The sequence below is a fragment of the Colwellia sp. E150_009 genome (genome assembly GCF_053543955.1).
In genome coordinates, this window is the sequence record NZ_JBHFOM010000042.1 from 1 (window position 1) to 22,902 (window position 22,902).

Below are 22,902 nucleotides of genomic sequence, written 5' to 3' on the forward strand. Positions count from 1 at the left end.
TCCCTTAACACGACAATTATTTATGATAGACGCGACGAAAAAACACAAAAAGCAGCGATTGAAATGCTGCCTTTTTAACTTTAACCTTTGTGATTACGCCTATCAATTATTGATTCTATTATTGATAGTCGTTTATCAAAATTAGCAATTAAATGATTTAAACGCACTAGGGCATAAACTGAGATAATGACAGGAGCGCTTAAGCCAATTTCGGATAGTTGTTTTAAAATTGGGATTATTTCCAACGTGGCCCCCCTATTTTAACAGCTAAATACATTTGCTCTGCATCGTCTTTATCAACACCACTAGCAAGCATCATATTTAAAAAAACTTTGTGAACTTGCTTGTGTGGTCTTGACTTTGTTTGACAATAAACGTCATGTATTACGCTTGCTTCACGATACTTACCGACAAATGGAGAACCGATATAACGCCAAAAAAAACGCGGAATACTCGCACCGTCAACAATTGAATTTTTTGGCGCTAACCATTCAAGACCATCACCATCTATAAATGAGAAATCTTTCTCTAACCTCATTGTTCGACCGTCTGGTAACCATGTTGCCGTTACATTACCTATGAACTTATTGGTCATCATTTAACCTGTGTTCCTTGCCAGTAATTTTGGTCTTGGTGCGTAATATCGTAAATCCAACCACCTAACGTCCAGTGTTCATTTCCTGTTATATTTCTACCAACAGCTAAAACACCTTGATTAAAAATATTATCTTGATTAGTGGGGTTTATGCTTTGCCCTGCATTATTTATCGTATTACTGATACTTTCATTAAACAGATATATTGCAACAGCGCCAACAGCACCTATGGCTAAAACCATCCCTGTTTTCGTATCTAAAAATTGAGCCGCTTTCATTATGTAAAACCTCTCTCGAATCCTATTTGTATTTGCTCGCTACTGTACGGCTGCTGACCATTCTCATGTTTTATGATTGCAGCAATTAATAGCGGATATTGGTTAAACTCCAACGGTTGCCATGATTGAACGCCAACAATCTGCGATACGTGATTAATATAACTTTGAGTGTCGTTTTCATCTGTCGGTGCCCATCTGTTGATAATTTGATTAATTGAATTTAAACCGTAAATATTTTTATAGGTACTCAGTGTTCGCGCTAATGCTCTTAGACCGTTTTCAGGCGTATCAAAAACAATAAAACCTTGATTTTCACCAATAGCACCCTGCCACTCCTGCCAGTTTCCAGTGGCGCGAATGTTTCCAGGGTTATTATTGCGAATACCAAGAGGTAATGATTTAGTGACCATGTAAAGACCTACGACAGCTAAAATAAAAAATGATGTTAAGTAAAAATTATTATTCATTACCACTCGCTCACATTTTCTTTTCTTGCAACATCATAATCAAACTCGTTACTTATGTTATATATTGCGTGTAATGTTTTTGCGTTGTTTGTTGAAGATGTATTCACATTGTCACATTGATATTCGAGCTTAAAACCCTCTTTAAATTCTAGACAATTACCTTGTGCTGCTGACGCTAAAATAAATGGTAATTCAAAATAAGTGACTTCTGAACTCATAACGCTTCCGAACGACAAAACAAAAACATATTTACTTGACTCTACACCTTGAGTAAATTCATATTCTTTCACTTTGCCATCAATTGTTAATGTAAGTATTGTTTTTGCACCAACCAAATGAACTGGTGAAATTATATGACTAATAAAACCCTCCCCCACTTCATCCACTAACACCTGTTTTGTTGTCACATTTGATGGTGTAATCTCTTTACCACCAACCCTTGACTGATGCCAAGACGGCGTATTCAACTGCAAGCCTGCAACTCTTATCATCGTCTTACTATCTAAAAACGTTTGTCCTATATAAGTCTTTTTGTTTTCTGTTATCGCTAGTGTATTCATTAGAATAATTCATCCATCGAACGCACATCAACTGACCCTGAAACGGGAATCAAACTCATTGATTGTTTATTTGTCCACTGATGCAAACCTGCCGCTAAAATAATACCATTCACTGCATCATTAACGTAACATGGCGCTGAAATATGAAATGTCCCTGATTGCCTTGTTATATTTTCGGGGTATATTTCAGTGATTGAATTAATGTTTTTCACATCATTTTGTATCACTCTGTTAGCACTATCAACACCTACGGCACCAGACAAACTGGAATCATCAACACTGGCAATACCTGCCCAAAATTCTATGTCCTGAGTATTAACAGATTCAAATACTATTTGTTCGCAAGGTGTACCGTACACACTTAAATCTATTGACAACCCTGATTTTATCGACGTTCGTAAATTCCACCCTGAACCCCGAAACTCAGCCGTAGCCGATTCAGCCAAGCGCAAAACTTTAAAAAACCTAGCCGTTACACCTAACTCGGTTGCATTGCTTGATATTTCTTGCCTTAAAATCATTATGCGTACTTCCTTAGTGCCCATGCGCCACCAACCACAGCGGCAGCAATCGAAATATATCTAACCATGTTTTGAATACCCTCAACATTATCATTTAATGCAACATTACCTGCGACCTCTAAAGCCGAGTCTAAGCTTTGCTCTTGAAGATTTGCCATATCTAACATTGATTGATTTAACATACTTGAATTATCAAACAAATAACCACCGAATAATGCAGTTAATTCGCTATTCGCCTGTATTGATTGTTGTGATAAAAAACCGACATCATCGCTATGCTTCTGTGCTTGAACTGCTAAATTATCACCCATCATATTCAATGAATCTTGATGTTGAGTCGTTAGCATATCTGCCGTACTAATTGTTTTATCAACAAGTAACGCATTATTTGTCATTGCAGAATCAGTTAAATACGCTAAATCTGCACCAAATTGACCACCCAAAGCTGATGTTGATGCTATAACAGAATCAGACAAATACGCGCTATTAGCTAGCGAATCAGCAGCGACATTTGTTACATTATTATTCGCCTCGCTAACAGCCATCATAGAACTTTCAGTAATAGCCCTATTGTCAGCACTAATCATACCTAAACCGTCAGCAAATACACTTAACACCCCGTCAACAAGATAAACAGCACTATCAACAGTATTTGCAACTGCATTTGATGCTAAGCTAATAGCATCACCAACAGCACCATAATCAGTGCTTGTTATACTTACGTTTGACGTAACAGCACCAGAAATTTTATTGCTATCACCTAAATCAAAAGATGGCGTTAAAATTGAACCATTTCCGCTTGTCGCGTAGTTACGATTATCAGTAACAGAGCTTTTATCAGCCGTTGAATTACCAATACCGCCCGATGAAAAACTATTTCCCCCACCAAACGGATTTAATCCACTCAAAAGACCCATCCCCTCAACCCCTTTAAATTAACTTAAGCGCTTTCGCGGCAAGCAAAAGACCAATACCGATTAATATTGCATTAGTACTAATGCCGCCTGAGCTTTGTGAGCCGAAGTTTATACCTTGATTGCCGTAGCCCGAGTCACCACCTTGTGACGCCCCTGAGCTACTTGATGCTGAATAACCCATCTTAAACGCCCGCTGATTGTCGCTTGTTATACATACTAATTAAAACTGATGCGACAACCGAAGCGGCCACCGAAGTCAAAAATGTTTTTGTATTCATTTTGAACACCTTACTTTTTAGCTAAAAGATAAACCACGGCCAACGCAAGAACACCACCGACCAAATAAGTTGGGTTTTCTTGCATTGTTTGCATGATATTCGCGTATTGATTACTATTAAGCGGTTGTGGTTGGCTAACATTTGCCATTTGCTCAACCGTATTGTTTAATTGTTGCTGCCCTGCAATCGTCGCATCAGCTTTCGCCTCTTCGGTTCTCCAGTTCAAATAGCCGCTCGCTAGCTCTTGGAAATCATCCCACATAACACACCCCTTTTTTAGATACCGTCAAATGTAGTCAGGTACTCAACAACAATATCAAAAGCACCTGATGTATCTAATGTTGTGCGTATTCTAAAATCATTAGCACCCTGCACAACTAGCGCTTGACTTGGGTCACCCTCAAGCGTGAAATCAACTGATGTGTGTTTTGATGAATTAGGATTGCGCCCATGGTCAACTTGAACACCAGCACCTAAGACTTTGTCAAAGTCATACACTGGACGTTCGTTTACTTCCACTTCTGCCTTGCTAATATCATCTTTAAACAAATGAACTGCAGCAATACGACCCTCTCGGGGGATATTATCAATTTCTTTTAAACCAGATGTGGCTGAACTTGCAGGAAAACGCTTGATTTTTGTAATCATACCTAACGCACTTTGATTTGATTTAACAGCAAAAGCGCTTAATACTGGCGCTGCTGCTGCCGCATCAATATCAACACGCAAATCAAACGTAGCAACGTCTGCTGTACCAATTGCAGTCATTCGACGCAGAGAAACATTATCCATTTCTGGACGCACAAACCACAATGTAAAAACACCGCTTTTTATATTGCGCTTGTAGTGCTTATTAATATCTTGCAAGCGTACTGCATCAATAAAAGATTGAATAACTTTACCGTTGATACGTACTTCAATATTTTTTAATTGTGCAAGCGTTACTCCTGAGTATTTAATGTGAATAGAATCGTAAGTCGCACCTAGCGGCAATTGCAACGTTGCCGTTGAACCTGCTGATACGTTAGAAAAACTGTTTTGTGATTTGAATTGACGAGCCATAATTTAACCCTCAATTAACCAGTTATGCGACGAACGCTAGAAATTTTATTACGTGCCATATCCGCAATAAGCGAACCGACAGCAACGAGTAAAACCATTTTTAATGCGGATTTTGGCATTTTGAAAACTCTCTTTGTTTGTTAAAAAAACTTGTAAATGAGTTTTTACAATCAACCAAAAGTGAATTTTTTCCGAAAAAAAAGCGCCTAAAAACGCTTTGATTCGTTAACGCCTTTTATTTATCAAAGTCTCCCCTAAAAATCATTACAATTACCCATAACCACCAACCAAAAAAGCCGATAAGAGGTAAAACCATCATAATTTGATGAATCATTACGCCTCCATTGTTGCTGCTTTTGATTTATCTAATTTGTATTGGCTTAACGTCTTTTGCCATTTAGCTTTTGAATTACCACGAACAACGGTATTAGTTAGCATATCTCGTTCAAGGTAATCTAGCGCTTGCAACTCGGTTATATCATCCTTGTTAACGTCCAATTCTGCCGCCATATATTTTCGGTCTTTATCGCGAGCCATTCTTCCAACCCAAATACGCGAAATATTGCCGAGAATTGTTTTATCTGACTCGCTCGGCCTCTGTGTTACTGCATAAATCGTTATTCCACGTTTACGGCCACGACTCACTAAAGTGTGCCACCCTGCAGGTGCCTTTCCTGGAGATGTTACCCCTGCTATTTCTTCCGCTACACAAACACAATTACCCCACGTAAAAACAGCTTTCGCCCAAACATTAAAAGCCGCATCTCCGTTTGCAACATAACGCACTTTTAATGCGCCTTTAGGATTACGTTGAACCAATGAAATTAAAGCCTGTGCCGTTCTGACTGTTTGAACACCCTTAACCTCGTTGTATTCATCATCAGGGTCGAAAATAACCAAACGACTAGCATTTTTTATTTTACCCTTAACCTTGTATGACTTACCCGACCCCGAAGAACCACAAAATAATTCTATTTGAGCTTGTCTAGTTGTATCAATTCTTTTATTAGTCAAGGTTAATCTCCTCTACATCGAACGAATTTACACCACTAAAGTCGGCTTTTTTCGTTTGTTTTGGCTTTTCCTGTGGATTAACCTCTTTTTCTTTCTTGTCAGCTAAAACTCGCGGCATACAAATCATACCCGTAGCCATTAGCGCTGTAATTTCAACACAAAAATAATTACCAGCATCAGGAAAATACTTATCTAACAAAGCACCGTATGCCTCTGCTAACGCTTGTTTCTCTTCTTTCCTAACTTTCCAGTGTGGAACCACAATATCAAAACCCATTGCGATAATGGGAAATAGAATTTCGCTTGTTTGCATTTCTGGTTCATTATTTGTGCTATCTTCAATCAGCCCATTTTCGCCAACTTCCCCACCGTCAACGCTCACCGCCTCTAATAATATCGCATCAAACTCTGATTGCTGTTCAATATCATCATTTGATACTGACTGCTCTTGAATGACATCACTCATCATCACCCCCCCAATCATTAAAGAATTCACTTAAAAACGGTCTTTTCTTCGTTACGGGTTCAGGCGTTAACGGCTTTTCAACACGCCTTGGCTCGGGTTCAGGCGTTAACGGCTTTTCAGCGCGTAATGGCTCGCTTTCTTGCGTTAACGTAACAACAGGTGGCGCCCCGTTGTATAACGTTTCAATTCGTATATTTTCAGGCTGACCATCATCCCAAAATACGGTTTTTTGATTTAGCCATTTTTGGCCTTGCGGTAAATTTGGCGCTATTTTTCCGCATTCAGAAAAATAATATAGCTTGCCGCGCTTATCTGCTCTAACAACTGATAACTTATCTGACAAAGGACAAAGAACGTGACCGATATTTTCATTTGCCATAACACACCGCCCGCGCTATTACACCGTTGAAACGCAACTGCAACTTACCCAACCTTTCTAAATGCTTTTTGACTGCAAACAATTGCGCTTTTTCTGCTAATTCTGTTTCTTTACTCATTTCTTGAATAAGAAACAATAATTCTTTCTTTGATTCACTTGCTAACATTTTCGTGTCTCCCGACAGTAAATAAAAAAATACGGGCGTTTCACAACGTGCCGTAAAAAACTAAAAAATCAATTGCCCTCCATATAAAACTTAGCAACACCCTTTTTTATAATTTTCAATCTCAACGAAGCAAAAACAGTCTCATTGTCTTTTATTAAATTAATTTTTGCAGTACGACCATCAAAAGAAATTAAACCGTTGTCTTTTATTACGCTACAAAAATCAAATAAATCATCAATATTGCTTGCAGGCAAAAAATTAGAACCATTTATCTCGTATAATATTTCTTTAACGTTTCTTATATCAAAATAAATGCTATTTGGAGTCTTATCACTACAACGAAGTGGCAGTTCAACCCAATAATTATCACATTCAACATTCCTAAGAAACCTAAACCAACGCGAAAAAACCTTACTCATATTACTCCCCCTTGTATTCCCTTAATTGATTATCTTTTACTTGGTAAACATGACCATCCCCCGTAGAAACTCGATAACCATTACTTAAATAATCCATCTCTTGAGAATTAAAACCAAGCGGCTTAAGTGTCGATGCCTCGGAATCACTAGCCCTAGCCGTACAGTTATTGACAGGACTCCAAGGGAAAACGCTGCCGCGCTTTCTTAAAAGATAAACACCCTCGCGAGTTTCTTCGTAACCCGTAGAGGAAATAAGCCCCTTGATTTTTTTGATTCTTTCACCGTAATCGTTGGTTGATTCTTCATAAGCAAGATTAACCCTACTTGCTTGCATGGCTTTAGTGAATGCGTACCACTTGCCGCTTTTTTCCGTTGTTTCTACTGCTTGCCTGATTTTTTCAATTTCGTCATTTTCAGCGGTTAATGCAAGACGCCTGGCTTCTCGATATATCGTGACAGGCTCCGCTCCAAAAAACTGGAATTGTCGTATGCACCAACGGCTAGCCCAAGCGGTGGCTCGTTTCGCTCCTTCGCTTGCTGACTTACCGCTATCGAAATCGCTTGCGCTATCTTGCTCAGTCTTATTATTTTCAATGTACTCTCCATTTATATTTTTAGATAGATATTTAGCAATATAACCCGTTGCACTACCTTTGTTCGGGTCGATTACTTCAACTGTAAAGCGGTGCTTGTCAGCACCTTTTTCGCAACCATCAACTTGCATTGCGTAATCTTCCATCGTGTAAACAAGCGCGTTTGCTTGCTCAGGCAAAACAAATAAAAGCATATGCCAGTGTGGTGTAGCGTCATGATGCGGCTCAGCCACCCGAACACCATAATAAATTACATTTTTACGTTTTAATTCTGCGCGTATTTTTGACCATGTTTTAACTAAATAAGCTTGTGCATCCTTTGGTGTGCAACCATTCCATTTTTCACTTGATGCATGATATTTACTTGGCGCTGTGATAGTTACAAATAATCCTATATATCCATCGTCAATCGCTAAATTTTCCAATCCGCGACAACGAATCATTAATTCAGTAAAGCGGTTTTTTGGGTTCGAGCTTGAAGCATCGGCCATATCAACCAAACTAACGATGTTTTCGTATTCTGCGCCAGTGTCGGGGCATGTATTAATACTTACAAGCTCCATTGCTTCTAAGTAATCGCGGTTTGCTTTTTGTTGGTTGTTCCACTCGCTTAATGATTGCGCGGAAATGTACGGTGAAACCTTTTTTTGCACTTCACCAATAGCTATTAAGATATGCTCGTTAGTTTGATTTTTGATACGCATGAATTTTCGTAACCACCACTTTTCGCAACTCATACGCAAAATAGCGCATTCAGCGGCTTCTATCATTTCGTGCTTTTCAACTTGATTTTTATATGGCGGTAAAATACCCCAATCAGCGCAATATACCGCCAGTTCACTATAAGCGAATAGTATTGTCTTTTCGTATTCTTCGCTTTTCATTGCTTCACCGACTATTGCAACCATGCTTACACATTCGTCAGCGGCTTTTTTTGCGTACTGCTCCACAACTTCATCACGTCTAAGCGCTTTTGGGTTTTTAAACGGACAATTACTTAATATTTTTTCAACTGGCTTTACAACATCTCTCAACCAGATATTAGCGAATAATTCACTGTTGCGAGTGTTTGCGCGTTTTTTGTTAAAAATCTTAACGTAATGACGTATTAGCCTACGCTTAACGTAACGTGGTAAATTTTCTGTTTTTGCAAAAACAAATTTACGAATTGATTTAAAGTGGGAATTAGTAACAAAAATTTTATGCTTATCTTTGTTACTGTGGTCTTTGATTAGCGGGGTAAGTAACCGCCAAAGTTGGCGGTCTGCTGATACGTTAATCATGGTAAAAGCAACTTTAATTTATTAATTGCCCTTTCTGGATTATCAAAGCACAAATAAACGTATGCATCCTCAAATATCTGTGCCACTTCGTGAGCATTGACAGATTTGAACAGTAATCCATAACCCGTTATTACACCTCGAACCATTGCCTTGTATTCAACATCATCAAGCGTACACGATATTTGATTTATTGCTAACTGTGCTGTTTTTGACTCTATATTGTCCACATGAGTATTATCCATAACTAACACCCCACCGTATTTGTACTACGACGAATCATTGCCGCTAAATCTGCTAATTTATCAGCTTTTTGCTGTGTAATTTTGAATTGATTTTGCTCTTGCTTGTGGGCTTTTAACTTTTCTTTGAATTGCGAAACGTGCGCTTGCACTGTTTCTATACTTGATTTGTTTGCTTGTATAATTTCGTGAGCGCATTCACGAATAAACGCTTCGTGTGCAACTGCATCAAAATTTTTGATTTTGTGTGGTATTTCAATGTGTTCAGTCATTGTTCAGATTCCTTTTAGTATGATGCGCCCCTTAGTAAAAAATTCCGTGGTTTGTTGCAACGCCCCACGGAACAAAAGGGAACTATTAATACTTTCAAGGCTGTAAATGGCATGTTTTAGAGTGCGAACTACAAAAAGCAAAGCAGTAGCAACCCCGAAAGCATTTAAATACTATAACAAGCATTCACATATGACAACTAGCATTCAAGTATAGCAATACTCATTACACTGCTCTATACTTAATACGCGAACTACAGAAAGGTGTAAAAACAATGAACTTCATAGATGTGCTAAACTCAGCAACCACGGGCGTTTCAGATTATGCGCTAGCTAAAAAACTAGCAATAAGTTGTAGTACTGTTTCAGCTTGGCGCAACCGTGGCACAATACCAAGTGATGAAATATTAGAAGTATTATCAGAAATGTCTGGAATACCTATTGAAAAGGTGTTCTACGCTGCATACGCTGAAAAGATACATAACCCTATTGTTGCTGAACTTTTACGAAATAACAGCCACTTAGCAGCATAAACAGCAATAAATATTTATTCTAATTAACAGTAACTTAAAGCAACTTAACTTGTACATAATGAAAGTTATTAACAGTTTTATTTTAGCTTAAATAAAGCAACGAAATCTAATAGATCAGACCATATCTAGACTAAACTAGGTTGTTTCATTAACAAAACAGCCTAGTTTTTACTTCTTTTCTATACCTCACAAGCATTGCACCATCAAAATTTAAAAAACTATTATTTAATCAATAAATAATAATACAAATGTGAATAAATATATTTGTTATGCCCCGAATAACATACTAAAATCCATTTCGCTCAACAGGTAGACATTAATTTTTAAATACTGGCTAAAGACTGTAAAAGAGGGTTATCTATTGTTTTTTGAAGGCGCTGAAAAAAAGGCTCAGATCCAAATTGATATTCAAAAAATATCATTATTAAATGACGTTAACGATCAATTCTGGCAAGCACTTGTTCAATGTTGTAATGCTCAAATACTTTCTTCAATAAATAATGCGCAATGCAAAGCGTTTTTACTGTCTGAATCCAGTTTATTTGTTTGGCATGATAGGCTACTGATTTTAACTTGTGGTGAAACTCAACTTGTGAATTCAATTGAATACTTCATACAACACATTGGTAAAGATACAATACAGCAACTTACCTATCAACGAAAAAACGAATATTTTGCGCATGCGCAACCAAGTTGTTTTAATGATGATGTAAAACTATTATCACAATACCTTAACGGTAGTGTTTATCGTTTTGGTGAACTTGACGGGCACCATAATTATTTATTTAATTACGACAAAAATTTTAATGCAAATCCTGAGGATAAATCTTATGAATTCCTTGCTTATCAAATAAGTGAGAAAGCTTCTGCCCTGTTAACAACCTCTGGAATTTCTGCGAAAAAAATAAGACAGTTTTTATCATTGGAAACAATATTACCTGACTTTACAATTGATGATTTTGTTTTTAAACCCTATGGTTATTCACTCAATGCAATTAAAGATGATAAATATTTAACCGTTCATATAACACCTCAGACAAACAGCAGTTATATCAGCTTTGAATCTAATATTGACTTAATTGCCTTTGCACCACTTTTTATTAATATTTTACAGCCTTTGTCGTTTGATATTCTTAGTTTTAATGAATTTGAGTTTTCAGAGAAAACATCCCCCTATCGAAAGACGAATTATGTGAGTAAAACATTAGTAGAAACGACACTTTCTAATGGATATAAAATAAATTTTGCAAATTTTATACTACCGCAAGTAAGTTTTATTGAACCGATAGCATTAACACTTGAGGGTGAGGGAATTATTGGGAATAAAACCCTATAATTCCCAATAATAGATGAAGGCAATGAACAAAGACTAGTTTTAGTTTAACTATAAACCATTAACTATGGCTTTTATTAACGGTGGTCCTTGATAAATAAAACCAGTATATATTTGAACTAAACTAGCACCAGCCGCTAATTTCTCATTGGCATCATTACTTGAAGCAATACCACCAACACCAATAATTGGAAGCTTATTATCAAGTGCTTTAGCTAATATACGAATAACGGTTGTGCTTTTGTCTTTAACTGGTGCGCCACTTAAGCCACCTTGCTCGTTTCCGTGTTCAAGTTGTTCCACGCCTTCACGAGATAGAGTAGTATTGGTAGCAATAACACCGTCAATCTCATTTTCTAAAAGGCATTGCGCTATAGAAAGTACTTCTTCTTCGGTTAAATCTGGCGCTATTTTAACGGCAATAGGTACATATTTGTTATATTGTTTCGCAAGCGCTTTTTGTTCTATTTTTAATGCTGATAATAATTCGTTTAACGCATCGCCATATTGTAATGCTCTCAAACCTGGCGTGTTTGGTGAAGATATATTCACAGTGATATAGGTAGCAAAGTCATAAACTTTACGCATACAGTGTATATAATCATCTTTCGCGTTTTCTTCTGGCGTGTCTTTGTTTTTACCAATGTTAATGCCAAGCACACCAGTAAATTTAGCAGATCTTACTTGTGATACAAGGTAGTCAACCCCTTTATTATTAAAGCCCATGCGGTTAATAATAGCGTTCGCTTGTGGTAGTCTAAAGATACGTGGTTTATCATTACCAGGTTGTGGACGAGGTGTGACGGTACCAACTTCAATAAAACCAAACCCCATCGCATCAAAGGCATCAATGCATTCGCCATTTTTATCTAACCCTGCGGCTAAACCTAATGGATTAGGAAATTCAATCCCCATAACCTTAACTGGCTTATTAGCTACACGTTGCTTATAAAAAGCGTTTAAAGGTGATGAACCTGTACTTTTCAGTCCTTTAATAGTCAATTCATGAATAGTTTCTGCATCAAATTTAAATAATACTTTACGGATAGCTGGATAAAACATAAAACCTCAAACTCAAGTTAGTTAGGTGTAGCGTAGGAATAAAAAATCCCCGTCTGACTTAATTACATTTACCTAAAGTAAAGAATTTAGTCGCGCGAGGATTTTATCAGCTTACGGATTTTATATAAATTGCTTTTATGGCAAAAGATTAACTTTCTTTAATTAACCTCTGACAGTTTAAGCTTAGCAACATTAATTCACGTAAAGCAACGGAGAATTTAGCAAATTCATGGGTTTGCCCTACTTTAAAATCAGACAGTAAATGTTTCCAGCGTTCTAACGGTTGTGAATTTGTCTCAACCCAAGTATCAAGCATGTTATCAATGTCTTCTTCTTTCGCTGTACAATCACAATGTAAAACCACTGACGTCAATGAACGTTGCTGCCAATCTAACTCTTCTCTAAAAGATGCTCTAGCGAGTGCTTGCCAATGATTTCCTACTGGTTGACGAGTAATTTGATCTAAGAACCAATGTAACTCTAATCGAACACCTAGCTTAAAGTATAAATTAGCAACTAATTCTACGTCCCTACCATCTTCTTCTGCAATTTCGGTAATATCCAATGCAGAAAAAATAGTGCTTAACTGTGAAATACGTACCGCAATGTCTGTTGGTACACCAGCGGCAATCAAATCACCTTCTACACGTTTTAGCTCTTCGGCTTCACGATCAATAATAAAGCTATTAAGTTTTTCCGACATAATTGCAAATGTTGGTTTAAACAGCGCAATTGATTGCGTTATTGATAATGACTTATTACGATGACGTAAGAACCAACGTGTTGCACGTCTTACAGTTCTACGATATTGGAATAACATTTCAGTTTGAATAGCAGTCGGAATTTTATTATTCAATACTTCTATTTTCTTCCAAAATTCTTCAAGTTCAAAAACAGCACAAGCCATGGTATAACTGTTTGCTATTTCAATAACCGTAGCACCTGTTTCTTCCCTCATACGATTAACAAAGTTAAAGCCCATGTCATTGCCAATTTTATTTGCGAGTTTTGTCGCTATAATTTCAGCTCTAAGCGGGTGTTGCTGCATTTGTTCTTGGTATTTATCTTGTAACAGTTGTGGGAATGCATTAATCAATAATTGATTATGATACGGGTTATCCGTTATTTCTGGATGAACAAGATCTTCTTTTAGCACCATTTTGCTATAAGCAAGCAACACGGATAACTCAGGGCGAGTTAAACCTATATTTTTAGACAGTCTATGCGCTATTTCTTCTTCATCAGGTATAAACTCTAATGCTCTATCAAGTTTACCTGTTCGTTCTAATTCTTGAATAAATCGCACTTGCTCTTTTAATTGATTAACACCACGCATGGCTGTAATTGAGAGTGAATGTGTTTGTCGATAACAATCTTCAATCACTAAATCGCCCACAGCATCCGTCATATCATAAAGCAGCTTATTACGCTGTTTAACCGTTAAGTCACCATTTTGTACTAAGCTATTCAGTAATATTTTAATATTAACTTCATTATCACTACAATCAACACCACCTGCATTATCAATAGCATCAGTATTAATGCGGCCACCTTTCGCTGCAAATTCAATGCGTCCAAGTTGAGTAAAGCCTAAATTTCCGCCCTCACCTACCACTTTAGCTTGTAGCTCACACCCATTAATTCTTAAGGCATCATTTGCTCTATCACCTACTTCTAGGTGCGTTTCTTTTGAGCTTTTCACGTATGTGCCTATACCGCCATTCCATAGCAAATCAACTTCCATACATAAGATAGCCTGAATTAAATCATTAGGCGACAAGCTCTGTTTTTGTGTGCCCAACATTTTTTTGATTTGTGGCGTTAATGCTATTGATTTAACATGACGGCTAAAGATACCACCACCAGCAGAAATTAATTTTTTGTTATAGTCTTCCCAACTACAGCCAGGCAAGTTGAACAAACGTTCACGTTCTGCGTGAGATTTTGCTGAATCAGGCGTTGGGTCGATAAATATATGCATATGGTTAAAGGCAGCTTGCAAGCAAATATGTTTAGACAACAGCATACCGTTACCAAACACATCACCCGCCATATCACCAATAGCAATACAGGTAAAATCAGTGCTTTGGCAATCAATATCCATTTCTCTAAAGTGACGTTTAACAGACTCCCAAGCACCACGAGCAGTAATACCCATTGCCTTGTGATCATAACCAACACTACCACCTGAAGCGAATGCATCACCTAACCAGAAGTTATACTCATCAGATATACCATTAGCGACATCTGAAAATGTTGCCGTTCCTTTATCTGCGGCAACCACTAAATAGGCATCATCTTCATCAAGGCGCACTACATCAACTGGTGGTACTATTTCACCATTTACAATATTGTCGGTAATATCAAGCAACGCGCGAATAAACGTACGGTAGCATTCTTTTCCTGCTTCAAATATTTCTTGGCGTGTACCATTAGGCAATTGTTTACAGACAAAGCCACCTTTTGCACCAACGGGTACAATAACACTGTTTTTGACTTGTTGTGCTTTAACTAACCCTAACACTTCTGTACGGAAGTCTTCTCGTCTGTCAGACCAACGTAAACCACCGCGCGCAACTTTGCCACCGCGTAAATGTACCCCTTCAACTTGAGGTGAATACACAAAAATTTCAAATTTAGGTACGGGTTGTGGCATTTCACTTATTTTTGAAGGCGTGAGTTTAAATGATATATAAGGTTTCTCACCCATTAGTTTATCTACTTGGAAGTAGTTAGTTCTAATGGTGGCTAAAATCATTTCAACAAAGCGTCTAATAATTCGATCATCGTCTAGGTTAGCCACATTATCTAATGAACTTTCTATGGTTTCTAAAAGTTTTGTATGTGCTTTTTCTTTCGCACTTTTACTTGATGTATTGCTTGGATCAAACCGTCCAATAAATAAGTTAATTAGTAACTGTGCAATATCAGGATAGCGAGCAAAGGCATCTTCAATATAGCTTTGACTAAAACGACCGCCTATTTGACGTTCATATTTGGCAAAAGCACGTAAAATTGAAACACTTCGTCCTTCTAACCCGGCCCCTAAAATAAGACGATTAAAACCATCATCTTCAAGATCGCCTTGCCATACTTTAGCAAAGGCTTCTTGGAAAAGCGTTTGCACGGTATAAATATCAAAAGCATTATCACCGTTTAACAGCATTGAAAAATCTAATATCCAGAAGGTTTCACCATCTGAGGTTTTAATTGCATAGGGGCTTTCGCCAATAACACGCAAACCAAAATTCTCTAACATGGGTAAAATGTCAGACAGATGGATGGGATCACCTTTATGAAAAAGTTTTAACTTAACAAAACGGCTTCCTGCTTTTTCTTCAACAGGCTGATAAAATAACATTTCTAAACTGTCTGAAAAACTTACCCTTTCAAGTTTTTCAATATCAACAATAGCAGAGCCCGGTAAAGCTTCATCTTTATAAGATTGTGGAAACTTAATGTATTTACTGCATAAAGCTTTAGCGGCTACTTCACCTTTATTCTCAGCAAGTGCGCTGGCTAATTTATCATCCCAGTTACGTGCAGCTTCGTTTAAATTCTTCTCAATTTCTTTCACATCAATATCTGCTTTTGTTGATTTAACTTTAACAATGTAATGCGTTCTCGCTTGCACTGATTCAGAAAAATAAGTGGTAAATTCAACTTCTTCATCACTACCAAAGGCTTCTTGTAGTAAAAGCTGAGTTTCGATACGTAATTTAGTGGTGTAACGCTCACGCGGCACATAAACCATGCAAGAATAAAAACGGTCAAACGCATCTCGTCTTACAAATAAACCACAATAGTCACGTTCTTGCATTTGGAAAATGCCTAATACGTTTTGCAATAATTCTACAACATTACTTTGCAATATTTCGTCACGTGGGAAAGTCTCTAAAATATTAATGAGCGTTTTGTATGCATGCGTGCCTTGAGCAAAACCTGAAGAATCACACACTTGTTGTACTTTAGATTTAATTAGCGGTAAATCCAAAGCGCTGCTTGTATAATAAGAAGAGCCGAACAAGCCAATAAAGCGCTCTTCGCCAATAACATTACCTTTATCATCAAAACGTTTTACACCTATATAATCTAATTGCACAGGTCTATGCACTCGTGAACGAGAATTAGTTTTGGTTAAAATAAGGTGGTTACTGCCTAAAGCAACTTCACGACCTGAAGCACTTAGCGTAGAAATTAACCTGCTCTTAACCGTGCTAGAATTTTTTAACAAACCAAGACTAGAATCAAGCTTCGCTTTAAGTTTAATATCCCCTTTTACCGCTTCAACATCATAAGAACGATACCCCATTAATGTGAAATTATTGTTAGCAAGCCAGGTTAAAAACTCTATTGTGTCTGCTTTTGCTTGTTTGTCACCAGGTAGTTTACCTTTGGTCACTTCTGCAATCGTGTTATTGAGTTGATCAAGCATAGGTTGCCAATCATTCACGGTTAAAGTGATGTCTTCTACAACACTAAGCAACTCTGCTTTAATACTGTCAAGTTCCTGCTGACTAGACTGGCGATCTATTTCTATAAAAAAGACGGTTTCTTGTGAAGTCGCTTTGATTTTTTTATCAATATTAGACGCCATTTCAACAATATTTTTATCTTCATCTCTTACAATTTTTAAAGGCGCATTAAGCATAAGATGAGGAGATAGGCCTAAACGATTTAACGCAATTCGTATAGAATCAACTAAAAAAGGCATATCTTTAACGATCACTTCGATAGTGGTATGGCTTGATTTCCAACCATTTTTACTTACCGAAGGGTTAAAAACATGAATAACAGGTTCATTATCTGTGTGCTCATTAAATGCGCTCCACAAACTTAATGTTGCACCATACATATCACTCTCATTGCGTTCGGTTAAATCAAGCGACGAGATATTTTTATATAAAAGAGATGCAAATTGAGCAACTAAATCAGCTGATTCAGTCGGTACTTTTTTCTTGATCAATTGTGCTACGTTTTTGAGTATAACGGAGGGAGAACCATTCACTAACGCCATGCTATTTTCCTTTGCTATTTTTATACAGAAATAAAAAAAAGCTTGTAATAATTAAAATGAAATATTTTTATTGTTTTAATAATGAGTAAAGAATCACTATTTATAACCACTATGTTCGGAATCACCTAAAACCATAAGTAAAACCTTTTATAGTATAGTACAGATTTTATGAGTAAATTTAAGGTATTGCGAGAATTATTTTTACTTAACTACGAAAATAATTGTAGTTAAGCAGGGCTTGTTTTTACGGAAATTCTTGTTTATTCAGATATGGTAAATAATAATGCTTATTCAACACCGTTTATTGTTTAAATATTCAAATATTTCATAAATACAGTAGATAAATAATTTTATAATTTATTACAATTATTTTTAACCATTTAGCTTTTATTATGGCGAATAGACTAAAAAGCCCTTAACTCGAAAAATTAAGGGCTTTTTAAATGTTAGTTTTTCTTTAAATTAACAAATTTGCATATCAATTTTTCTTATTCGGCCATAAAAATGCAGCTAAAGCTGGAAGTACAATAATAGCGGCCAACATATTTACTAAAAACATAAAGGTTAATAAGATACCCATATCTACTTGAAATTTCAACGCTGAAAAGAACCAAGTAGACACACCAATTGCAAGTGTAACTCCTGTAATCAGTACCGCACTGCCACGCTCTTTCAATGCAGCAAGATACGCATCATGAACATTAGCACCATTTTTAAGTTCGCTGCTCATTGTTGATAAAATATAGATACCATAATCAACCCCAATACCAACACCTAATGCAATTACAGGTAGCGTTGACACTGTTAAACCAATATCAAGTACGGTCATTAGCCACTGGGCTAATGTTGAAACAATATATAATGGTAAAACAACCACAACGGTTGCTCTAATACTTCTAAAACTCAGTAAGCATAATACAATTACAGCACCGTAAACATATAACATCATCGGTAATTGCGCTTCTGCTACGGCTTCATTAGTCGCCGCCATAACACCAACAGGCCCTGATGCTAATTTAAATTGTAATTGTTCACTGCCCAATTCATTAGACGCAACTTTTACTTCTTCAACAACTCGTTCAATCGTATCCGCTTTATGGTCTTCTAAAAACAGAATAACAGGCATAACACTACAATCTCTGTTCAGTAAACCACTCGAAGATGGTATACGAGCTATTGATTGCACTAAGGTTTGTTTATTACGAGGAATGACTCTCCAATTGGGGTTACCTTCGTTATACCCTGCATTAACAACTTTAGAAATAGAAGCTAAACTAACAGCTGATTGCACACCTGGTACGTTTTCCATACGCCATTGGAATCGATCAATAGTATCCATAGTTTCATAATAGGTACAAGCGTCAGGAGTTGATTCAATAATTACCGACATATAATCAACACTAATGGCATAGCGATTAGTAATTAAAAACGTGTCTTGATTATATCGTGACGACTCATGCAAAGCAGGTGCCCCTGCGTGTAATTCTCCAATTTTTAAATTTTGTGAATTTAAAAAACCAGCAGCATAAATAATAACAGTGAAGAATAAAATGATGAAAGCAGGTTTTTTGGTAGCGAAACTCGCCATAAAACGCCAAATACCACTACCTTCACTAATATTACCAGCATGATTTTTTCTGTCTTTAGGTGTAATGGTTAAATAAGAAACCAGTAGTGGTAACAAAATTAAATTGGTTAAAATAATCATTGCCACACCTAATGACGCAGTAACAGCAAGCTCTTTAATAATGCCAATATCAATTGACAATAAAGTCATAAAACCAACGGTATCTGACAATAAGGCAATACCCCCAGGGATTAATAGCGCTCTAAAGCTTGCTTGTGCAGCCGCTTGACTTGAAACCCCTAAACTCACTTGTTTCACAACAGAGTTGATCATTTGTACGCCATGACTAACACCGATAGCAAAAACTAAAAACGGGACTAAGATTGACATAGGATCTAAGCCAAAACCAAGGGTAGACAACATACCCATTTGCCAAATAACAGCGACTAAAGAACATAAAATAGGCAGTAAAGTTAGACTAATAGAATGGCAAAAAAAGTAAACCATAATAGCTGTAATCACTATGGCTATAAGAAAGAAAGTAACGACTCCTTTCGCCCCTTCTGCAACATCTCCAACCATTTTAGAAAAACCAATAATATGAACCGTTATATTATCTTTTTCAAATGACTGGCGAACATCTTCTTCAAGTTGTGCGGCTATAATAAGGGTATCAAGTTTCTCCCCTGTGTCTGGATTAAAATCTAACAATGAAGCTTTAACCATGGCACAACTGTAATCATCAGCAACAATACTGCCGACAATTCCTGCTTTTTCAATATTAGCTTTTACCGTTGCTAAACCATGCTCATTTGGTTGAAAATCTGCTGGAATAACTGGACCACCCGCAAAACCATCTTCTACTACTTCCACAAAGCGAGTACTTGGTGAGTACAAAGATTTCACTTGAATACGATCAACACCTGGAATAAAAAATAACTTATCATGCACTCCTTTTAATGCGCCGAAAAACTCGGGATTAAAAATGTCACCATCACTATTACATACAGAAATTAAAATGTTATTAGCACCACCAAAGTTTTCCCTATGTTTTAAATAGGTTTTCATATAACTATGGTTAAGGGGTATGTTTTTAGTAAATGAGGCACCTAGCTTAATTTGTGATGCCTGAAACAATAAAAAGGCACTGGCAAGTACAAACAACATCAATACTAAAAATTTATGACGAAACAGACCTACTTCTAAACGGTTTGCGAGAGAGATTTTCATAATATTTTGCGATCCAAATTCTTATGGTTTACGTTTTGATCCAATGTAATCCTAACTTTAGGATAATTTAGATATAATTGTGAGACTAATTTATAAAGAAATTATCTTTATGCCTACATCTGATACTGTCACTAATTGTTGCTTGAACCAAACACCTGCAATTAATGCCTTTCCATCTTTTTGCATTCTCAAACGATAAGTTTGACCATCATCAAGACTTTCAAGTAAAACACCATTATTAGCTAATAAGAAAATTCGCTCGTCATCACTTAGCACAATATCATTTATAAGCGCTATTGCATTTGTTTCTCGTGGCTCCCATGGTTTACCATTATTCAAGCTTCTAAAAACATGACCACGTAAACCTGCAATAAGTAAATTACCTTGATGTGTTCTTGAAATATCAAAAAATGAACCTTGATAAATACTGTCGAATGTTATCCAGTTTTTACCAAAATCATTACTTTTAGCGATTAAACCAATCTCACCAACCATATATAAGGTTCTTCCGTCTAAAGCTAGACGGTTAAAATGAGGCAAAATAAATGAAGCTTCATCTAAATAAGCGTCTTCATCTTCTTGCTTTAACTCAGCTAAATATTGTGCATCGTCAGGTAAAAGTATTTCACTATGAAATTCATTTTGCCATGTTTTTCCGCCATCATTTGTACGAAAAGTTTGTCCGTAAGCGCCAATAGCAAGCCCTTCTGTTGGTGATTTAAAAACAATATCAAACAGTGGCTTTTCTAATGCTGGTATGTGTTGTTGTATTTGCCATGTTAAACCACCATCAGTTGAGTTTAATATCGTTGCATCATGGCCTACAGCCCAGCCAAGATAGTCGTTCAAAAAAAACACACTCGTCAAGGTTGTTTGTAATGGAACATCAGCTTGCTGCCAGTTCACCGCATCTGATGATAAAATAATATGACCACGCTCACCAACCGCAACAAGTTTGTCTTGTCCAACTTTAGTGATATCTAATAATAAGGATTTACTCGCTAGACGCGCTTTAACTGACGGATTAATACTAGCTGAGTTATTTACTTTTGAAGGCAACTCGCTAGCAAAGCTAAACTGGCCTAACGTACATAAAAGTAAAATAATTGAAAGTGGGAAAGAAACAAAACGCATTGTTGAAATTCTCGACATTAATGACAAAAAAAGTACAAAAAAACAATCACAATAATAAAGTAAATAGAAAAGCTAAGAACAAAAACGGCTGGCATCAGCCAGCCGTTTCAACATACAAAGTAGTTATCTTCTACCTTCTCGTCTTAATGCTGATGGAGTGAAATCATCATCTTTTAACTTCACAGAAAAATCATACATTTTAGCTTCATTATCTAAGCCCATAGCAATGTAACGTCTAGACTGAAAGTCATGATAAACCTCAAGTGTAGACCATTGTGTAGGAACTTCATAATAATTTAAGCCATGTGCAACAGCAACGCGATATAATTCATCACGGTCATCATAAATATCAGAAATAGCTACTTGCCAACTATCTTCATCAATATAGAAAACACGTTTTTTATAGATATGCCGCGTATTTTCTTTCAAATTAGCTTCAACCACCCAAACACGGTGTTTTTCGTAACGAACTAAGTCTGGGTTAATATGACCCGGTTGAATAATATCCTCATACTTCACTTTGTCGCTATGTAAACGGTAATCATTGTACGGAATAAGCAACTCTTGCTTACCTTTTAATGTCCAATTATATCGGTTTGGTGCGCCGTTATACATATCAAAATCATCAGTTAATCGTAACCCATCTGATGCACTACCAGGGGCGTCATAAGCAACATTTGGTGCACGTCTTACACGACGTTGGCCTGTGTTATATGTCCATGCTTGACGAGGTGTTTTGATTTGATCCATTGTTTCATGAACTAATAAAGCCGTTCCAGCTAAACGTGCTGGTTCTGTGACTTTTTGCTTAAACTTAAATAAAACATTAGTTTTTTCAAGTTCTGCAGGTGTGGTACCTTCAACGTCATAAGGAAGTAATAATTGCTCATCAAAACCTACGTAGGTAAAATCTCCAGAAGCCGTTGGAGCCGTCTGACCGCCTTCCCTAACAATCGCTTCTCCACGATAACGTACTATGTGGTTCCAAATAGCTTCCAATCCATTTTCAGGAATAGGAAAAGGAATACCTACTGCAGCATTTTTAATGCCGTTTCCTTCTTCGACAAGCTCTGCTCTAGTCGAATTAACTTTAACCGCTTTATAAACATGTTCAGGAAATGACGCACTTCTACGTGTTTGATAAACATTCATTCTGAATGTTTCAGGGTAAGTTTCAAATAATTTGATTTGTCCTGGAGTTAGTAAGTCTTTGTACTCTTGAACATTTTTAGCTGATATAGAATATTTTATTTTATCATTTGGATAGGGGTCTAAATGATGATCACCAACATTGTAACCAGCAGGAGCTTTTGTGATACCACCTGTCCACTCAGGAATTGATCCGTCTTTATTCGCCGCCTGTACAGCACCCATAGGTGTTAATTCTTTACCTAATTTAGCTGCATCTTCAGCTGATATTTTGGCCATCGCAACATTTGAGGTAAGAGCAACTGTTACAGCTAATAATATCGTACTTTTCTTCATTTTTATTTGATTGAAGTTATAAGTCTTAAAAATAT

24 protein-coding genes are annotated in these 22,902 nt (G+C 36.8%); 2 read left to right on the top strand and 22 right to left on the bottom strand.

What is annotated here, in order from left to right; all coding sequences use genetic code 11:
• Positions 1 to 235: 235 nt before the first annotated feature.
• The 17 genes from ACE1OF_RS15660 to ACE1OF_RS15740 form a co-directional block, all read right to left on the bottom strand.
• The gene (locus ACE1OF_RS15660; RefSeq protein WP_448895584.1) at positions 236 to 598 is read right to left on the bottom strand and encodes a DUF1353 domain-containing protein; all 363 of its coding nucleotides are present in this window, start codon (positions 596 to 598) and stop codon (positions 236 to 238) included.
• Positions 595 to 873 (bottom strand): hypothetical protein, encoded by a 279-nt coding sequence (locus tag ACE1OF_RS15665; RefSeq protein WP_448895585.1) that lies wholly within the window; start codon positions 871 to 873, stop codon positions 595 to 597. The genes ACE1OF_RS15660 and ACE1OF_RS15665 overlap by 4 nt, the downstream gene beginning before the upstream one ends.
• On the bottom strand, positions 873 to 1,283 hold the full coding sequence (locus ACE1OF_RS15670) for a virion protein (RefSeq protein ID WP_448895586.1): 411 nt from the start codon (positions 1,281 to 1,283) through the stop codon (positions 873 to 875). Before ACE1OF_RS15670 ends, ACE1OF_RS15665 begins: the two co-directional genes overlap by 1 nt.
• 56 nt (positions 1,284 to 1,339) lie before the next feature.
• Positions 1,340 to 1,900, bottom strand: coding sequence for a hypothetical protein (locus tag ACE1OF_RS15675; RefSeq protein ID WP_448895587.1), 561 nt, complete (start codon positions 1,898 to 1,900; stop codon positions 1,340 to 1,342).
• Positions 1,900 to 2,421, bottom strand: coding sequence for a hypothetical protein (locus ACE1OF_RS15680; RefSeq protein WP_448895588.1), 522 nt, complete (start codon positions 2,419 to 2,421; stop codon positions 1,900 to 1,902). Before ACE1OF_RS15680 ends, ACE1OF_RS15675 begins: the two co-directional genes overlap by 1 nt.
• Entirely contained in the window at positions 2,421 to 3,338 is a 918-nt protein-coding gene (locus tag ACE1OF_RS15685) for a hypothetical protein (RefSeq protein ID WP_448895589.1), read from the bottom strand. The genes ACE1OF_RS15680 and ACE1OF_RS15685 overlap by 1 nt, the downstream gene beginning before the upstream one ends.
• Before the next feature lie 13 nt (positions 3,339 to 3,351).
• Positions 3,352 to 3,519 carry a hypothetical protein gene (locus tag ACE1OF_RS15690; RefSeq protein WP_448895590.1) on the bottom strand — a complete coding sequence of 56 codons (168 nt, stop codon included), beginning with the start codon at positions 3,517 to 3,519 and terminating at the stop codon, positions 3,352 to 3,354.
• Positions 3,520 to 3,626: 107 nt separating this feature from the next.
• On the bottom strand, positions 3,627 to 3,878 hold the full coding sequence (locus ACE1OF_RS15695; RefSeq protein ID WP_448895591.1) for a hypothetical protein: 252 nt from the start codon (positions 3,876 to 3,878) through the stop codon (positions 3,627 to 3,629).
• 14 nt (positions 3,879 to 3,892) lie between these two features.
• On the bottom strand, positions 3,893 to 4,678 hold the full coding sequence (locus tag ACE1OF_RS15700) for a major capsid protein P2 (protein ID WP_448895592.1): 786 nt from the start codon (positions 4,676 to 4,678) through the stop codon (positions 3,893 to 3,895).
• A gap of 333 nt (positions 4,679 to 5,011) precedes the next feature.
• The gene (locus ACE1OF_RS15705) at positions 5,012 to 5,692 is read right to left on the bottom strand and encodes a hypothetical protein (protein ID WP_448895593.1); all 681 of its coding nucleotides are present in this window, start codon (positions 5,690 to 5,692) and stop codon (positions 5,012 to 5,014) included.
• The gene (locus tag ACE1OF_RS15710) at positions 5,685 to 6,188 is read right to left on the bottom strand and encodes a hypothetical protein (protein ID WP_448895594.1); all 504 of its coding nucleotides are present in this window, start codon (positions 6,186 to 6,188) and stop codon (positions 5,685 to 5,687) included. The genes ACE1OF_RS15705 and ACE1OF_RS15710 overlap by 8 nt, the downstream gene beginning before the upstream one ends.
• Positions 6,151 to 6,537: a hypothetical protein gene (locus ACE1OF_RS15715; protein ID WP_448895595.1), complete on the bottom strand. Its 387-nt coding sequence runs from the start codon at positions 6,535 to 6,537 to the stop codon at positions 6,151 to 6,153. The genes ACE1OF_RS15710 and ACE1OF_RS15715 overlap by 38 nt, the downstream gene beginning before the upstream one ends.
• A complete protein-coding gene (locus ACE1OF_RS15720; protein ID WP_448895596.1) occupies positions 6,527 to 6,703 on the bottom strand; it encodes a hypothetical protein in 177 nt (58 codons plus the stop codon). Before ACE1OF_RS15720 ends, ACE1OF_RS15715 begins: the two co-directional genes overlap by 11 nt.
• Before the next feature lie 68 nt (positions 6,704 to 6,771).
• Complete coding sequence (locus ACE1OF_RS15725) at positions 6,772 to 7,122, bottom strand: hypothetical protein (RefSeq protein ID WP_448895597.1); 351 nt, start codon at positions 7,120 to 7,122, stop codon at positions 6,772 to 6,774.
• 1 nt (position 7,123) lies between these two features.
• On the bottom strand, positions 7,124 to 8,998 hold the full coding sequence (locus tag ACE1OF_RS15730) for a replication endonuclease (protein WP_448895598.1): 1,875 nt from the start codon (positions 8,996 to 8,998) through the stop codon (positions 7,124 to 7,126).
• Entirely contained in the window at positions 8,995 to 9,240 is a 246-nt protein-coding gene (locus ACE1OF_RS15735) for a hypothetical protein (protein ID WP_448895599.1), read from the bottom strand. Before ACE1OF_RS15735 ends, ACE1OF_RS15730 begins: the two co-directional genes overlap by 4 nt.
• A 2-nt stretch (positions 9,241 to 9,242) precedes the next feature.
• Entirely contained in the window at positions 9,243 to 9,509 is a 267-nt protein-coding gene (locus tag ACE1OF_RS15740) for a hypothetical protein (protein WP_448895600.1), read from the bottom strand.
• A 272-nt stretch (positions 9,510 to 9,781) separates the two neighbouring features.
• Between ACE1OF_RS15740 and ACE1OF_RS15745 the strand changes: the two genes are divergently transcribed.
• Positions 9,782 to 10,039 carry a helix-turn-helix domain-containing protein gene (locus ACE1OF_RS15745; RefSeq protein WP_448895601.1) on the top strand — a complete coding sequence of 86 codons (258 nt, stop codon included), beginning with the start codon at positions 9,782 to 9,784 and terminating at the stop codon, positions 10,037 to 10,039.
• 361 nt (positions 10,040 to 10,400) lie between these two features.
• Complete coding sequence (locus ACE1OF_RS15750; RefSeq protein WP_448895602.1) at positions 10,401 to 11,375, top strand: adenosylmethionine decarboxylase; 975 nt, start codon at positions 10,401 to 10,403, stop codon at positions 11,373 to 11,375.
• A gap of 48 nt (positions 11,376 to 11,423) precedes the next feature.
• On the opposite strand, the gene pyrD is transcribed toward ACE1OF_RS15750, so the two are convergent.
• The 5 genes from pyrD to ACE1OF_RS15775 all read right to left on the bottom strand — a co-directional run bounded on the left by pyrD (position 11,424) and on the right by ACE1OF_RS15775 (position 22,867).
• Entirely contained in the window at positions 11,424 to 12,434 is a 1,011-nt protein-coding gene (gene pyrD / locus ACE1OF_RS15755) for a quinone-dependent dihydroorotate dehydrogenase (RefSeq protein ID WP_448895603.1), read from the bottom strand.
• 148 nt (positions 12,435 to 12,582) lie between these two features.
• Positions 12,583 to 17,451, bottom strand: a complete 4,869-nt coding sequence (locus tag ACE1OF_RS15760) for an NAD-glutamate dehydrogenase (RefSeq protein ID WP_448895604.1) — start codon at positions 17,449 to 17,451, stop codon at positions 12,583 to 12,585.
• Positions 17,452 to 17,929: 478 nt separating this feature from the next.
• Complete coding sequence (locus ACE1OF_RS15765) at positions 17,930 to 20,248, bottom strand: efflux RND transporter permease subunit (protein WP_448895605.1); 2,319 nt, start codon at positions 20,246 to 20,248, stop codon at positions 17,930 to 17,932.
• 90 nt (positions 20,249 to 20,338) lie between these two features.
• On the bottom strand, positions 20,339 to 21,382 hold the full coding sequence (locus ACE1OF_RS15770) for a WD40/YVTN/BNR-like repeat-containing protein (protein ID WP_448895606.1): 1,044 nt from the start codon (positions 21,380 to 21,382) through the stop codon (positions 20,339 to 20,341).
• A 123-nt stretch (positions 21,383 to 21,505) separates the two neighbouring features.
• The gene (locus ACE1OF_RS15775) at positions 21,506 to 22,867 is read right to left on the bottom strand and encodes a DUF1329 domain-containing protein (protein WP_448895621.1); all 1,362 of its coding nucleotides are present in this window, start codon (positions 22,865 to 22,867) and stop codon (positions 21,506 to 21,508) included.
• Between the last annotated feature and the right edge of the window lie 35 nt (positions 22,868 to 22,902).